The sequence below is a fragment of the Haloquadratum walsbyi C23 genome (genome assembly GCF_000237865.1).
Classification (GTDB): Archaea; Halobacteriota; Halobacteria; order Halobacteriales; family Haloferacaceae; genus Haloquadratum; species Haloquadratum walsbyi.
On the sequence record NC_017459.1, the window covers coordinates 2,844,867 to 2,860,046 of the forward strand.

The window sequence follows — 15,180 nt, forward strand, 5'->3', positions numbered from 1 at the left end:
TTCACTGGTAATTCTTAGTGCTGCTATCTGGGATGTTCATTACAGTTGCTGAATCATCTTCGCATATGTGATTGCATCCAACTCAGTGGTTTGATTATTTGTCTCGATTTGATAAAACCCCTCATGGCGACAGACTGGATTGAATCCGGCAGTTTCATACAACGCTCGTGCCGGGCTATTATTGACAGCAACATTGAGTGTAAGTCGAGTTCCAGAATTAAGTCGGGTGAAAACCGCATTCAATAATTGAAATCCACGCCTCTGCCGTCGGTAGGTAGGATGGATAACTAACTCGGCAAGGTGTGCGTTCGCTGTCGCATCGGTATTTGATATATTTATATTATCAGTGTGTACTTTATCATCTTCATCAGAATAATATTTTGATTCCTCAATAAGATCGGATGTCCTAGGATCGGTCTGCTCGGTACTGGTGAGCCAAAGTGCATATCCAACAGCATCTGCTGCCTGCGTGGTTGAGACAAGACAATTACCAAGCTTCTGTGTTCTGACAACGGTCCGAAGTAAGTGTGGTGACGGTGAGTAAAGATACTGTTGAAGTGATATAAGCCGTGGATAATCTGTAGGATGACTAGAACGGTATGTGTTCACAGTAAGGTAATCGCGCTACCGACACTCAGGATTGCACCGATGAACGTTGCAGCTAAATTAACTGTCTCATTGCCAACTTTGTCACCCTCAATCGTCGCTCCAAGAATGCTATCAGCTGTCATGCCAAGAAACCCAGCGATTCCAATTGCTATACTCCCAGTAGCATCCACTGATGGAAACAACGCAAATGCAACAATTCCAATAATGAGCCCACCAAGAATACCGAATATCTCTCCTTGCCATGTTACCCCACCGTCAGTCCCTGGAGGCACCGGTGTAAATGTTGTAATTAGTCGTGGATTATCATATAATCCACCAAGTTCTGATGAGAGTGTATCACTGAGTGCGGCAGCGATTGAGCCAGCGAAAGCATATTGAAATAACACCGGGTCAATAGGGATTGACTCACTTGCTGCGAAGCAGATGACACAAATCAGGGCAACGGCAGCGTTTCCAAGAACATTTCCCGTCCCGCGTGCGCCTTCGTTTTCCTCTGCAATGCCTCGTTGTTTCTTCTCATCATATCGATATTTTGTCGACAGTGCGCCAAGACTGAAGAAGCTAATAACCACAGCGAACCATCCGAATCCACCAAGGACGATGACAAGCAGACTGAGAAGGACTCCAGAGAGCATGCCGGCTACAGATGCGGTCCCAAGCGCATATGAGATAAACCCAAGAGCGGCTGTGACAGCAAGTGCCACGCTAAGCTCAATTGCTTCAACCCCACTCCCAAGATACGCAAAGAGCCATAATAAAAGTCCACTCGCAAGCATTACAAGCGGATCATCACGTTCAAAAAGCATTTCACGAAGTAATGCTGCGACAAGCGCCCCAGCAGTCGCAAGGAAGACATATCGGGGGATTACGACTTGAGATTCAATGATTGTCGCTGTCGTAAATTGTCCAGCAATGCCAGCCAGTGTCCCAGTGATAACAAATCCAGCAGTCCCGACAAATGGTTCATCAGACGTCTCTGCGATGAGTCGTTTTCCGAGGTTTCCATATGCAAGAATAAGAACCGATGCAACAAACAACTCAACTGGAAGTCCAAGTTCTGTTGATAAAATCGCGAGTCCAGCGGCTGCAAGAGCAAATCCTGCAAGCCCATTTAGTCGACCATCCTGCCTATCGCCGGGGCGGGCGAATAATTCAAAAATTGGACCGTCGGTGATCAGGAATGCAGCCATGATACCAACAGCGGCGAAGGGTGCGAATGCAGCCTGACCAAGCACCGGAGCGGTGACCGCCAAGGTCCCAATAAGGGCAAATCCACCAGCCCGCCGGAGCGTAGGTTGCACGTACGCCGCTATCGGCGACATATACTTAATGGTCCCGACACGGGTTTTCGCACGTCATGCGATTGTTATCTACAGATAGAATATAGTCAGCCTCACCGAAAGGCAATATAGATTAAGACAAACCCGGAGACATATATTATCCAGTATCACTGGTGTATATGTGGGCATTTACGATTGGTATCTCGTATTACGTCATCGATTTCATGACGCAAAGCCACCAGCACATGTGGCTGTGGTCATCACTGAACGAGATTTACTTGAACAGGGCGCATATCAGACGCTCTCGCAATTTCTTAATTGGGCATTCGAATATGGTGCAACACGAGTAACAATTTCAGTGAGTGTGTTAGATGAGGCAGTAGTCCCAACGCTTGCCCGTGAATTTCGCGATCTCACCACCCCACGATCGATTGTTGTCCGCCAGCCTAGTAATACTGAACCAGCGGATGCACCGATACAAGTCAACATTGGATTGGGTGGGAAGCGTGAATTTGCAGCAGCCGTCCGCCAGATTGCTGAAGCAGTTGATGAAGGATCGATTGACCCAGATACAGTTGATGCTGATACAATTGAAGATCGACTTGTTTTTGCTGATGAACCGGATTTAGTCATCAAAACGGGAGCTGAACGGCTTTCTGATTTCCTTATTTGGCAATCGGTCTATTCGGAATTGTATTTTACGGATGTAAATTGGCGGGATTTCCGCCGCCGAGATTACGTCCGCGCAGTGATTGATTACCAGAATCGTCAGCGACGGTTTGGACAATGATGCAGTCGAGTAGGTCTCTGATCGGATTACATATCAGTCGGCACTATCAACCGAGTCAGTTGGTGAGTCGTGTTGTCGGGAGAGCTCAGCAGATACTTCTCGAGCACCTGTTGGGGAAAGTTGCTCTCGGAGTCGACCCGCAACTTGCCGTGCATCCTCAATCTCAGTTTTAGCAACAGCCCTGACGAGTGCAACAGCACGCTTGGTGCGTGATTGACGCCATGATTCCTCTCGTGACTCATATGTACGAAGACCCCGCAGGAAGTCTATTTTTGAGAATTCCGGCCAGTATGGCGCACAGAAGTACACAGCTGCCTCGTTTCCATTTGCATGCCACGGAAGGAAGTTCGATGTTCGTTCATCACCACCTGTTCGAACAATCAAATCAACGTCACGGGTTGTATGTCTTGAGAGCCGACACTCAACCGTCTCAGCATCAACTGTGGATGGATCAAGTTCACCAGCATCGACATCGTGTGCAACACTACGAGCAGCACGGAGGAGTTCAGATCGACCACCATACGCCAACGCAATATTAAGCCGAAAGTCATCGTATGCAGCAGTCTGTGATTCAGCGTACTCAACAGCGCTTTGGACCCGCTGTGGAAGTCGATCAATATCACCAATCGCACCAATTCGGACGGAGTTTTCGTGTGTCCGTTCGGCGTCAGCAAACTCGTATAGTTTCGACTCAATGAGATCAAAAAGTGGCTGTAGTTCCGCATCTGGGCGAGTGAAATTTTCTGTTGAAAATGCATACAGAGTCAATTCTTCGATTCCAAGTTCTTCACACCACTCAAGAACACGTTCTGTTGTCTGTGCACCTTCGCGATGCCCCTCATGTGCATCGTTACCCTGTTCTCTAGCATAGCGACGATTCCCATCTTGGATAATGGCAACGTGCGTCGGTCCTTCTGTGATTTGACGTTGGAGCGCTCGCCCATAGGCGCGCTGTATAACACCACGGACACGCCGAAACATACTCATATACAATGATGCTGGTTTGTATGTCTCTTCTGTTTTATCCCTCTCAAAAGAGCATTATGAGATTGATCAAATATTTAATATATTTACGGAGAGCATTAATGATAGCAAAATCGAATATAGATCTAGATGACAATTCCCTAGTAGTATCATTGATGTCAGAGTGCCGCTGAAGTGCGAGTGATACTTGTTTTACCGGCTCATACATATGCTTATGACCGATTCTGTCGATAAAGATCTCTATCAACGGACAATGGCTCTTATCGAGCCTGGAGATATCGATCTTGTTGGGACAGTTGTACACACAGATCTCACTGGCGAAGAGGATCTTGAGATGCAGGAGCTCACTGTAAGTATTAATGAGTGTCTTGCAAGTCATATCGGAAAGGGAGAAACATATATCTATGCTGGGAATGACTCCTCAGAGTTTGCATCGAATCAATTTCAAGGACTGACTATTGATGATGAGTCATTTGTGTGGGAATGTCAACAGCTCCTTCGCAAGGGAACATTTGATCTTGTGTTTTATTATGAAGCCGGACCGACACAAGCGGCTATCGCAGACGATCTTGAGTCGATTGAATATATAAAAAATGTCACAACAGTTCCATAGGTGCGATTGTATTATATCTTTGATTATATATTAGGATAGATTTTGATTGTTACGGTGTATCATTTTTGACCTATTTTTTATTTAAATTACTAACCGATGTATATGCGTTTATCCTCGCTGAATACTGAGAGCCATATATGACAAAGACACAGGGGAATAACTCCACCAGCACCACTGGAAATGGCGAAACGAGTAATGAGACCGATAGTGATACCTTATCAACAGTCGATCGTGCTGTGATTAATGCATTTCAAGGTGGATTTCCAGTCGTCAATCGACCGTTTGAATCGGCTGCAACCGCATTAAAAGATCGTGGTGTCGATATCACACCAGAGGAACTTTTGAATCGGATCCGGACGCTGAATCATAATGATGTCCTAAGCCGTTTTGGTGCGCTGGTGAATGCAGAAGAAATCGGAGGAACAGCAACATTGGTTGCAATGCATGCCCCTAAGAATCGGTTTGATTCGGTTGTTGAGGCAGTGAATGACCACCGTGAAGTCGCGCATAATTACGAACGTGAACATCCACATCTTAATATGTGGTTTGTTGTTAGCGTCGCGGATGCTGATCGAGTTGAGACAGTTCTCAACGAGATTGAACAAGAAACGGGACAGGAGACATATAATATGCCGAAACAGCAAGAATTCCGTGTCGAGGCAAAGTTCCTTCTTGATGGTCCGATTGCAGATGGTGATATCGATTGCTCAGACATTGGTCCAACGCCGGAACCAATAAATCGACAAACGCTAACACCCCCAGAGCGTGATCTAATCGTTGAAATTCAGGGAGGATTACCGATCAGTGAAACACCGTATCATGATGTTGCTGACGCGATTGAGGCGGACCCATCATGGGTAATTGAGACAATTGCTCGATTTAATCTCGAAGGCAAAATTCGACGAGTCGGCGTCGTTCCGAATCATTACTCACTTGGATACACTGAAAATGGGATGACAGTCTGGGATGTTCCTGATGCTCAAGTTGAAACGATTGGTCCGGCAGTTGCCTCACTTCCGTTTGTGACACATTGTTATCATCGACCACGACATGAGGATGTCTGGTCGTATAATTTCTTTGCGATGACGCATGGTCGCTCGGTTGAGGAAAGTGAGAGGCGAATCCAAATGATCTATGAAATAATGAATGAGCATTGGGACGTTGCTGATGATGATTGGGATTCACTCTTCTCAACGCAGATTTTGAAGAAAACGGGTATTCGACTTGATGAGCGCGCAACTGCGAATACAGTCTCATAGCGTGTCAGGTATACAGATATACATATATACATGATTCAAAAAGAGTGGTGTAATTCGATGATGATTATCGAGGGAATATAGCAAAGAAATATACAACGGAATGATCCCATTATACCACGACTTTACTGAGGAAAAAGTCATGATCTTTGGTGGCGGTCCTGTCGGTGCACGGAAGGCACGCCGATTTAGCTCTGAAGCGCACGTTATAGTCATCAGCCCGACATTTTCTAAAGATAGCTTTGGTACTGCAAGCCTAGTTCGTGCGGCACCATCACCATCGGATGTCCATGAATGGGTTACACGAGCGGATCCAACACTGATTATCGCTGCGACAGGCAATGATGAACTCAATAATAGTATTGCAGATATTGCACACGATAATGAGCTCCTTCTCAACCGTGCCGACCGGTCAAAAGCGAATTCAAAGGAGAATCGCGCATTGTCAACAGCGTATGAGGTTATGACTCCGGCAACTGTTGAAGACGGTCCTATTCAGGTTGCTGTTTCGACCGGTGGTCGAAGTCCGGCGCTCGCAAAGTATCTTCGAGAACAGATAGAGACTGATATTGAATCCGCGGGTGCAATGGCAACCCTCACTGCCGATCTTCGTGCCGAACTTCGCGGACGTGAGTGTAGTCCATCGGAACGCCGTGATGCGATTCGCTCGGTCGTCCGCGATCCAGACGTTTGGAAGGGTTTACGTACGGGGGAAAATAACGCACGACAAGAGGCAACGCGCGTGATACGCAATACAATGGGAGGTGAGCGATGAATACAGGGGTTATCTGTGGCGTACGAGTTTCCCACAATCGTGCAAGCGTTGAAGAGATTGAATTGGCAGGTGAACGGGATAGTCGAACAATCATGGAGACTCTTCTCACGCGTGATGGAATCACCGAATCATTCGCTATTCAAACATGTAATCGATCAGAAGCTTATGTTGTTGCCGATGGCGCAGTTGCAGGTCGACGCGCACTCGCGAGTTTCGCACCCGATGTGCGCGATGGTGCTGTTGTTGACATGTCTCATGAAGAGAGTCTTCGGCACTTACTCCGGGTAGCAACTGGACTTGAGTCGCTTGTCTTGGGTGAGGATCAGATTCTTGGTCAATTCAAACGTGCCATTGAGGTAGCTCGTGGAATTGGCGCACTGGGTCCTATGCTGGAGGCTGGCGTAACAAAGGCTATTCATGTTGGTGAGCGAGCACGAAGTGAAACTTCAATTAATGAGGGTGCGGTCTCAATCGGATCTGCAGCCGTTCGACTTGCTGGGCAATCAGTTGGACTCAATGGTCGAAAAGCACTCGTCATTGGTGCTGGTGAGATGGGCTCATTGGTTGCTGAGTCACTTGCATCGACGAACATCTCTGAGGTTGTTATTGCAAATCGAACCATCGAAAACGCTGAGTCTATTGCTGAAACGATTAACAGTCCAGCTTATGCGGTATCGCTTGATTCTCTTACAGAGGTAATCACTGAGGCGTCGATTATTATGACTGCAACAGGCTACGGAAAGTATCTTATTGAGCCCACAGACATCGATGGTGCTGGTGAGACGTTTATAATCGATCTCGCACAGCCACGAAACGTGCATCCAGCGACTGCCGATATTGAAAACGCTATTGTTCAAGATATCGATGCCCTCGAATCAATTACAAAGGAAACGGAGGCATCTCGACAGGCTGCTGCGCGAGAGGTTGATGCGATGATTGATGAGGAGTTTGACCGCCTCCTTGAATCATACAAGCGACAACGAGCTGATGAAGCGATCAGTGAAATGTATGAGGCTGCAGAACATGTCAAGCGACGCGAAGTTGAAACAGCGCTTGAAAAACTGGAGAAACAGGGTACATTAACGGATAATCAGCGTGAAACAGTCTCATCAATGGCAGATACATTGATCAATCAGTTACTTGCCGCACCGACAAAGAGTCTCCGAGATGCGGCTGCTGAGGATGATTGGACAACGATTCAAACCGCAATGACGCTCTTTGACCCCAACTTTGGCGGCGATACACCACAGCCTGACCGCCCTGATGATATTCCACGGGCAGCTGAGCGGGGTGATATTTCCGGTGATGATCTTCCTGATGAGGTGCCGAATCATATCGCAGAAAAGGTCTCCGATGGGTGAGCTAGCGAGACTGAACCGCATTACTATGCAGCATTCGGCTGATTATCTTAGGATGGAAGTCAATCCATTGAGTATTCGTTCAGGTAGATGCACACGTAGACCAGAAAATAGTCTAACCGCCGTCCACGCCGGTTAAATGGGTTCGGCTGATAGCTATCCGTTCATATTTCATATGTCATATGTCATCTTTTGAACTGTTCACTTTGGATGCTATGTGCGAGTTGTCTCGAATCATGTATAGATTGAGTAGTAGTTAGCCGAACGATTATTCAGGTGGGAACGTCTATATAATATTATTACATGAGCGGATTACTATCTGATGAGGAAATTGAGACCGCTTTACCGTCAGAGTGGGAGCACGATAATGATGAGATTGTTCGAATATATGATTTTGATGCGTATCTTCCTGGTGTTGAATTTGTATCAACGGTTGGTGAGATCGCTGAGGATGCGTTTCATCATCCAGAGATTATTCTTCGATACGCTGAGGTTGAGGTTCGTTTAACAACACATGATGCCGGTGGTATTACTAAAAACGATACGGATCTTGCAGCACGGTTCGATGAGGCGTATTAAATTGCATTCAAAAGAGTATATAGATGTCTTCTCTACTCACCAATGAGTAAAACACAAATTGAGATTGCTGGAGATAATAAAGAGGTGAAGCAAGATATGTCGACGTATACAGCAACAGAAAAGCCTGAATCGCATATTGTTGCCACCGACTATGATTTCTGGCTCTTCGATTTTGATGGGACAATTGTTGATGTTGAATGGGAATATACTCGTTCTGTTTTTGACCGTGTCGGCAATCAACTTGGGGTGTCATTTAGTGATACGGACGCTGCGCAACTCTGGCACGGTCTTGGTGATCCACGAAATGCGCAGATCCAAGCTTTAGGGATAGATCCAGATACGTTCTGGCCGGCTCTACACGAGGTCGAAGACCCAATCGCCCGGGCAGAGGCAACATATCTTCATGAGGATGCAGCAGTTCTTCTCAATGAATTACATGCGGCGAATGTACCCGTTGGAGTTGTGACGCATTGTCAGTCATTCCTCGCTCAACCGGTGGTTGATTATCTCGATATTGAGGATTGGTTCGATTCTTTCGTAACCTGCACGTCTGAATTAGGATGGAAGCCTGACCCGGGTCCAGTTTATCATGCTATTGAATCGCTTGGACAAGACCCATCGACACCTACAACTGGAGTGCTTGCTGGCGATGCACCAAGTGATGTTGGAGCTGCATGGAATGCTGGACTTGCGGGTCTGCATGTTGAGCGACATTCACCGGAACAGCGTGGTCGTTGTGTACTTGGTGACTACCGCGTGGACTCACTCGATATAATATAACGTAGCATGACATAAGCATAAAAATAATACCAGGACTCTATCCGGTAACGAAATAATATTTAAGAGAATAACTTATAGATATTGTGAAAATTATATTTAATTGATTAATGCTCATACCCGTGATATGAGTCGATATTCACCGTATCAGAGTCAAGATGATCCGATAGCTCTTCAACGCCTGATTTTTCAATACGATTTGGGTTAGCCTCAACGCTTACTTGCTGTGTACCAAGCGAAATGAATTCGAGATCACGCTCAGTCGCCGTTATACGGAGTCCTAATCCGGTATCTGCGTTTCCCTGTATGATGGCTCGTGCAGGGCTTTCAACACCTTTTGCCCCTCGTTCATACCCCTGAATTGACTGTGTGAGTTTTCGTCGAGAGACGTTACGGTCGTCTGCGAGTGAGTCGATGGTTGCATCAAGTTCACGTCGAAGTCCCGAGTCAGTTCGACGATTAACGAATTGCTGATTCAGTTCGATAATATCCGATAGTTCGTCGATATTAGCAGGATTTCCTGTTGGGACGAGAAGTCCCCATTCTCTTTTCCACGAACCGAGCGAAATGGTATCAAGAGACCGGTCACTTGGTCCAGCAACAACAGCAATGTCTGGAACATCATTGCGGAGTCGGCGTCTACCCTCACGACTACCGATAGCGAGATATCGGGGGTTCGATAATGTATCAAGTATACGCGAGAAAACAGGATCATCCTCGCCGATACCAAGGAGTGTTGGCGGTCGAACATCTGGAGAGAATAGCTCAACAGTTACAGACTCCCCTGTGGCGAGATACTCCGTATCAGGGTCAACAGCAACAACCCCGTCAGCCTCAACAAGTGATGTTGTCGCACCCGACCCTTTGTCAACAGGATATACAAGCGTTTCACCCACTGTATTGCTGACAGTTCCGACAGGCATCAATCGCAATCGTCCTTCTGCATATCGCTCCTCGACAGCCATCTTCCCAGTGAGTGTCGCCGTTTGTGGGTTCGGCTGCCCAGCAACTGATCGGATTGCAGGGGCAACGAACAACCGGAATATTGTGAGTGCTGAAACAGGATATCCTGGAAGACCAATATAGGCGCTGCCGTCAAGTTCACCCACAAGCATCGGTTTCCCTGGTTTGACCGCAACGCCATGGAGTCGAAGATCTCCACGTGATTCAATAACACGATAAATCACATCGACTGCTGATGCCGATGTCGACCCAGAAGATAATACAAGATCACATTCATCGGCTGCCTCAATGAGCAGCTGTTCCATCTCATCATAATCATCACCAGTGTGTGGATACAATTTTGCCTCACCACCTGCCTCCTCAACACCCGCAGCAATAGTGTAACTGTTGACATCATATATTTGACCACGGGTGGTATCGAGTGTTGACCCTGGTCTGACGAGTTCATCACCCGTCGAAACAATCCCAACGGTCGGGCGACCACGGACAGGAACCGACTCAACACCAAGTGCTGAGAGAAGTCCAATTTCTCGTGGCGTGAGTCGTGTCCCCGGTCCCAATGCCCGTGTTCCGGCAGCAACATCAGTCCCGGCAATCATTACATTATCACCTGGCGCGACCGCATCATGCACACGCACTGTCGCTCCATCATCATGCTCTTGTGTTCGTTCAACGATGACAACAGCATCAGCACCTGACGGCATCACTGCACCTGTTGATATTTCTGCAGCCTCTCCTGAATCGACGGTGATATCTGGTGTTGCCCCAGCATGAACGGCTCCAATGCGATCGAGGTCAACTGGAGCGGCCTCATCAGCACCGAAAGTATCCCGACCACGGACAGCGTATCCGTCCATACTTGCTCGGTCAAATCCTGGAACATCAATATCAGCATCAATGCGTTCTGCGAGCACACGACCACGGGCTGACGTCAACGAGACAGTTTCAGGCGGCGATGCTATTGGCAGATCATGAATAATTTCATGAGCAACGTCTGGAGAAACGAGATCACGAAACTCTCGTCGGTCGGTCATGTTGACCACTCCCACTGCTCGACGGACACGGTCTCACCGGCATCAAGTCCCTCGCGCGATTCAGGAACGATTACCCAGCCGTCTGCAAGCGCGACTGATGAAAGTACTCCTGACCCAGACGCTCGTGTCGGTTTTGCTATTGTTGAGATGACATCATTAGTATCGATATTAGTGTCGATGTAAGCGTCAGTATCGATATCGGAATCAGCAGCAGTCGTGGTCTCTGTTCGAACCCGTGCGAATGTTCGCACTCCTGGCTCGCTAGGAATTTTCTGTGAAAGTTGAGCCGTTGTTGTTGGAGGCGAATTACACGGGAGATGTCCAATATACTTTAGAATCGGGCGAAGGAATTGTACTGCATTGACGATTGCTGCAACAGGGTATCCAGGTAATATGATCACCGGAGTGTCCTCAATAATCCCAAGTGCAACCGGATGACCAGGCTTGAGCGCTACGCCATGGACAAGCACTGATCCAAGGGTATCGATGATTTCTGGGACAAGATCTCTTGACCCCACTGAGGATCCACCCGTCGTTACAACAACATCCTTTGTTAGGTCCCGCTGGATAGCCGCGCGAAGCGCCGCCGGATCATCTGTGACGACGTTCCGATATGTTGCAATACCACCCCATCGGTTAGCAAGATGAGAAACAGTCAGCCCATTTGTCTCAACAACCTCACCAGGACCTGGATTAGATTGAACAAGTTCCTCACCGGTCGGAATGACTCCAACAGTCGGGCGTTCATACACTTGAACACGATCATGTCCAACTGATTTCAACAATCCAAGATCAGAGGGTCGAAGTTGATGACCTGGATTATACAGTGATTGTGATTCTGCAACATCCTCACCAATAGGTGCAACATTCTCACGCTCGGTGACTGCATCGAATACCTCAATTTCAGTCCCGACTTGTGTTACCTGTTCAATCATTACGACTGCATTTGCCCCATCTGGAAGTGCACTTCCAGTGTGCACACGAACTGCTTCATTGGGACCGACTGGTGTATCTGGGACTGATTCGGCTGTATCATCAGCGACCTGAAGTACCTTCGGTGAGCGATCACCAGCACCGAATGTGTCATGAGCCTGAACAGCCCACCCATCCATCGCAGCACGTTCATAACCTGGGACTGCTCGTGGTGCAGTAATAGGTTCTGCAAGCACACGGCTGTCCGCTTGTCCGAGTGATAAATTATCAATCCGCTCATGAGGACTGATATCTCCTAATAGCTGACGACGGGCTTCTGCAAGTTTAGTTCGATTTTTGAATCCCGACGACCGGCGATCAGGATCAGAGGCGTCCCCGGCGTCAGTGGCGTCAGTGCTATCCATAACTACCATTTTGGTATGCGCGTAGAAAAGTTTCTCCCGGCTTATCGGATTCAATTTCGATAATGTCTGTAGATCAATAATTCCTATTACACTCATCGTTATATGAAAGATATACAATATTTCAATTATGCATACCATATGATAAAACAGATGAGAGTTACACTATCACGTCGCCGTCAACCGCGGGCTTTTTCGACCTCCCGATGCTGAACATATGTATGTCACCATTGCGGGATGCATTGCAGGAGCTTCCGTCCGCAGTTTTCGCTGATTTATTAGAATCTGCGGACGCATATCTTGTCGTCCTTGATCTCCCAGGCGTGACAGCCGATACGACAACGCTCAGCGTCGACCGAGGACGGCTCTCTGTTGAGGCGCGACGTGAAAAGGACCTCCCATCAGATGAGGACTTCCGCTATATCCGTGAAGAGCGGTCACTATTTCTAGATGTTGACCTTCCGCTCCCGCCTGATGCGACAGGTTCTGGTGCGTCTGCAGAAATGGATCGTGGAGTCCTGGAGATTACACTACCTAAGCGAGACGCGGCTCCAGATCAGACGATTCCTATCTCGTCTCCTGAGGGCGCCTAAGGCGTGATGGAGTGGTCACGGCGGTGAATCTTCGAGCATACTGGCGGTTCCTTGTCGTTATTCGACAGTTTTTCCCGCTGATTATTGCATATGCCCGCGACAAGCGGAAATATTTATTATTCGGTGGCACACGAAGTGTCAACGCCGAAACACAGACAGCACGAGCTGAGATCTTACTTGAATCATTACTGACGCTGGGTCCGACATTCATCAAACTTGGACAATTACTATCGACCCGCCCAGACGTACTTCCTGCGGAGTATATTGAGGTTCTCTCAAGTCTTCAAGATGATGTGCCACCAGCGCCATGGGCGGAATCAAAAGTTGTTATTGAGGATGAGCTTGGTCCGGTCGACGAGATATATGATGATTTTGATCGTGAGCCAATTAGTGGTGCGAGTCTCGGTCAGGTATACACAGCTACCTACGATGATGATCCCGTCGCGGTGAAGATCCGACGTCCAGGAATTGAAACGCTCGTTGAAGCAGACCTCCGGGTTGTCAGATGGTCATTGCCGATTGTGAGACGATTTATTGGACAAGGACGGGCATTTTCACTTGAAAATCTTGCCGATGAATTTGCAAAAACGATTCGTCAAGAAATGGACTACGACCGTGAACGTCGGATTTTACAGCAGATTCGGTCGAATTTCAGGTCAGTCGATGATATTCGAATTCCTGAGGCAATTGAATCACGCTCAGGATCCCGAGTCCTGACTATGGAGTATCTTCCAGGGACGAAAATTAATAATATTGAAGAACTGGATGAGATGGGACTCAACCGCACAAGATTAGCTGAGACACTTCAAGAAGTGTATTTACAAATGATTATTGGAGATGGAGTATTCCATGCAGACCCACATCCGGGGAATTTAGCAGTGACTGAAACAGGTACGGTCATCTTTTATGACTTCGGGATGTCTGGGACTGTCGGTCCGTTTATTCAAGAAAAAATCATCGATTTCTATGTTGCTGTTGCGAATCAAGATATTGATGGAATTCTGGATGCGCTCATTGAGATGGGAACACTTTCGCCAGAAGCAGACCGGGAGGTAATGGGAAATGTTATGCAACTAGCAATTGCTGATGCCCGGGGTGAAGATATTGAGCAATATCGTGTGCAACAGATTGTCGATCAGGTCGAGTCGACAATATATGAATTCCCGCTAAGACTTCCACGTAATCTTGCATTGGTTCTTCGTGTGGCAACAGTTGTTGAGGGTGTTTGTGTAACGCTTGACCCAGAGTTTGATTTTATCTCTGTTGCAACTGACTATATTGAGTCAGAAGGATATTATGAGGAGACAGCGCGAAAACTCCTTGCAGATGCAGGCACGCAGACACAAGACACAGCACGTGCGCTCGTTGAGGTACCACCGAAACTCAACGGGGTACTTGATAGAATTGAGCGAGATAATCTATCTGTCGATGTTCGACTACAGGATCAAAGCAATGTGATCGACCGACTTGCAAGGCGGATTGTATATGGATTATTTGTCGCCGTCGGTGCGCTTTCGACAGCTATTCTCTATGCATTCGACCAATCAAGTGTACTTCCAGCGACTGTTGCAGCGGTGCTAACCCTTCCTGTGATCATTGCGTTATACCGGTCATTTCGATCAAAGCGTGGCGTACAGACAAAGCCACAATTTACACGACAGAGTATGCGAGAACGCCGCGGTCGTGATTAGAAATGTCATGTTTCATATTAGCTGTGCCTGATATATCGATATAGATATATATCAAATGCATAAATATCGTTTAATCGATATATCTAAACAAGCACTGACCTAATATTATTTTGGTGCTGTTTCCAAACCGTTTATACCAACTAGACAAGTATCGTAAGTTATGCCGAGAGAGCAGAAGCAGGTTCGCGAACTGCAAGAAGGCAGTTACGTAATGATGGATGAATCTCCGTGTGAGATCAACTCATATAGCACGGCAAAGCCTGGTAAGCATGGGAGTGCAAAGGCTCGAGTTGAAGGGAATGGTGTTTTTGATGATCGGAAGCGGTCACTCTCACAACCGGTTGATGCGAAGGTATGGGTTCCAATCATTGAGCGCAAGCAAGGACAGGTTGTCTCAGTCACCGGTTCTGATGCACAAATAATGGATCTTGATAATTATCAGACATTCACAATGCGAGTCCCTGAAGACCAGGACATGTCACCTGATGATGAAATAGAGTATCTCGAATACGAAGGGCAGCGAAAGATCGTCTAATCACACACG

General features: G+C 47.3%; 15 protein-coding genes. 10 read left to right on the top strand and 5 right to left on the bottom strand.

Annotated features, from left to right (window positions below; genetic code table 11):
- Positions 1 to 39: 39 nt before the first annotated feature.
- On the bottom strand, positions 40 to 609 hold the full coding sequence (locus HQRW_RS12825; RefSeq protein ID WP_014556931.1) for a GNAT family N-acetyltransferase: 570 nt from the start codon (positions 607 to 609) through the stop codon (positions 40 to 42).
- Positions 606 to 1,910: a DUF92 domain-containing protein gene (locus HQRW_RS12830; protein WP_173252925.1), complete on the bottom strand. Its 1,305-nt coding sequence runs from the start codon at positions 1,908 to 1,910 to the stop codon at positions 606 to 608. Before HQRW_RS12830 ends, HQRW_RS12825 begins: the two co-directional genes overlap by 4 nt.
- Positions 1,911 to 2,070: 160 nt before the next feature.
- On the opposite strand from HQRW_RS12830, the gene HQRW_RS12835 reads away from it, so the two are divergent.
- On the top strand, positions 2,071 to 2,679 hold the full coding sequence (locus HQRW_RS12835) for an undecaprenyl diphosphate synthase family protein (RefSeq protein WP_014556932.1): 609 nt from the start codon (positions 2,071 to 2,073) through the stop codon (positions 2,677 to 2,679).
- A 33-nt stretch (positions 2,680 to 2,712) separates the two neighbouring features.
- Here HQRW_RS12835 and uppS read toward each other — a convergent pair whose 3' ends face one another.
- Positions 2,713 to 3,660, bottom strand: coding sequence for a polyprenyl diphosphate synthase (gene uppS, locus HQRW_RS12840; RefSeq protein WP_049892146.1), 948 nt, complete (start codon positions 3,658 to 3,660; stop codon positions 2,713 to 2,715).
- A gap of 217 nt (positions 3,661 to 3,877) precedes the next feature.
- Here uppS and HQRW_RS12845 point away from each other — a divergent pair, with 217 nt between their 5' ends.
- From HQRW_RS12845 to HQRW_RS12870, 6 genes are all read left to right on the top strand, one after another.
- Entirely contained in the window at positions 3,878 to 4,276 is a 399-nt protein-coding gene (locus tag HQRW_RS12845; protein ID WP_014556934.1) for a DUF5778 family protein, read from the top strand.
- A gap of 137 nt (positions 4,277 to 4,413) precedes the next feature.
- Complete coding sequence (ahbB, locus tag HQRW_RS12850; RefSeq protein ID WP_014556935.1) at positions 4,414 to 5,535, top strand: siroheme decarboxylase subunit beta; 1,122 nt, start codon at positions 4,414 to 4,416, stop codon at positions 5,533 to 5,535.
- Between the two features lie 100 nt (positions 5,536 to 5,635).
- Positions 5,636 to 6,307 carry a precorrin-2 dehydrogenase/sirohydrochlorin ferrochelatase family protein gene (locus tag HQRW_RS12855; protein ID WP_011572534.1) on the top strand — a complete coding sequence of 224 codons (672 nt, stop codon included), beginning with the start codon at positions 5,636 to 5,638 and terminating at the stop codon, positions 6,305 to 6,307.
- Entirely contained in the window at positions 6,304 to 7,668 is a 1,365-nt protein-coding gene (hemA, locus tag HQRW_RS12860; protein ID WP_014556936.1) for a glutamyl-tRNA reductase, read from the top strand. Before HQRW_RS12855 ends, hemA begins: the two co-directional genes overlap by 4 nt.
- A 300-nt stretch (positions 7,669 to 7,968) precedes the next feature.
- The gene (locus tag HQRW_RS12865) at positions 7,969 to 8,244 is read left to right on the top strand and encodes a 4a-hydroxytetrahydrobiopterin dehydratase (protein WP_011572537.1); all 276 of its coding nucleotides are present in this window, start codon (positions 7,969 to 7,971) and stop codon (positions 8,242 to 8,244) included.
- A 135-nt stretch (positions 8,245 to 8,379) separates the two neighbouring features.
- Positions 8,380 to 9,024, top strand: coding sequence for an HAD family hydrolase (locus HQRW_RS12870; protein ID WP_048067087.1), 645 nt, complete (start codon positions 8,380 to 8,382; stop codon positions 9,022 to 9,024).
- Between the two features lie 104 nt (positions 9,025 to 9,128).
- Here HQRW_RS12870 and HQRW_RS12875 read toward each other — a convergent pair whose 3' ends face one another.
- Together HQRW_RS12875 and HQRW_RS12880 are read right to left on the bottom strand one after the other, a co-directional pair.
- Positions 9,129 to 11,018, bottom strand: a complete 1,890-nt coding sequence (locus HQRW_RS12875; RefSeq protein ID WP_014556938.1) for a molybdopterin biosynthesis protein — start codon at positions 11,016 to 11,018, stop codon at positions 9,129 to 9,131.
- Positions 11,015 to 12,364: a molybdopterin molybdotransferase MoeA gene (locus HQRW_RS12880; protein ID WP_014556939.1), complete on the bottom strand. Its 1,350-nt coding sequence runs from the start codon at positions 12,362 to 12,364 to the stop codon at positions 11,015 to 11,017. Before HQRW_RS12880 ends, HQRW_RS12875 begins: the two co-directional genes overlap by 4 nt.
- Before the next feature lie 209 nt (positions 12,365 to 12,573).
- Here HQRW_RS12880 and HQRW_RS12885 point away from each other — a divergent pair, with 209 nt between their 5' ends.
- From HQRW_RS12885 to HQRW_RS12895, 3 genes are all read left to right on the top strand, one after another.
- Entirely contained in the window at positions 12,574 to 12,945 is a 372-nt protein-coding gene (locus tag HQRW_RS12885; RefSeq protein ID WP_048066848.1) for an Hsp20/alpha crystallin family protein, read from the top strand.
- 11 nt (positions 12,946 to 12,956) lie between these two features.
- Positions 12,957 to 14,636, top strand: a complete 1,680-nt coding sequence (locus HQRW_RS12890; RefSeq protein WP_049892149.1) for an AarF/UbiB family protein — start codon at positions 12,957 to 12,959, stop codon at positions 14,634 to 14,636.
- 160 nt (positions 14,637 to 14,796) lie between these two features.
- Entirely contained in the window at positions 14,797 to 15,171 is a 375-nt protein-coding gene (locus tag HQRW_RS12895) for a translation initiation factor IF-5A (RefSeq protein ID WP_011572543.1), read from the top strand.
- Positions 15,172 to 15,180 lie beyond the last annotated feature (9 nt).

Bases quoted from the DNA above. Each gene is read 5' to 3' on its own strand.
- HQRW_RS12865 (WP_011572537.1), top strand. From the start codon at position 7,969: ATGAGCGGATTACTATCTGATGAGGAAATTGAGACCGCTTTACCGTCA.
- HQRW_RS12895 (WP_011572543.1), top strand. From the start codon at position 14,797: ATGCCGAGAGAGCAGAAGCAGGTTCGCGAACTGCAAGAAGGCAGTTAC.
- HQRW_RS12875 (WP_014556938.1), bottom strand. From the start codon at position 11,018: ATGACCGACCGACGAGAGTTTCGTGATCTCGTTTCTCCAGACGTTGCT.
- HQRW_RS12855 (WP_011572534.1), top strand. From the start codon at position 5,636: ATGATCCCATTATACCACGACTTTACTGAGGAAAAAGTCATGATCTTT.
- HQRW_RS12880 (WP_014556939.1), bottom strand. From the start codon at position 12,364: ATGGTAGTTATGGATAGCACTGACGCCACTGACGCCGGGGACGCCTCT.
- HQRW_RS12885 (WP_048066848.1), top strand. From the start codon at position 12,574: ATGTCACCATTGCGGGATGCATTGCAGGAGCTTCCGTCCGCAGTTTTC.
- ahbB (WP_014556935.1), top strand. From the start codon at position 4,414: ATGACAAAGACACAGGGGAATAACTCCACCAGCACCACTGGAAATGGC.
- uppS (WP_049892146.1), bottom strand. From the start codon at position 3,660: ATGTTTCGGCGTGTCCGTGGTGTTATACAGCGCGCCTATGGGCGAGCG.
- HQRW_RS12845 (WP_014556934.1), top strand. From the start codon at position 3,878: ATGACCGATTCTGTCGATAAAGATCTCTATCAACGGACAATGGCTCTT.
- hemA (WP_014556936.1), top strand. From the start codon at position 6,304: ATGAATACAGGGGTTATCTGTGGCGTACGAGTTTCCCACAATCGTGCA.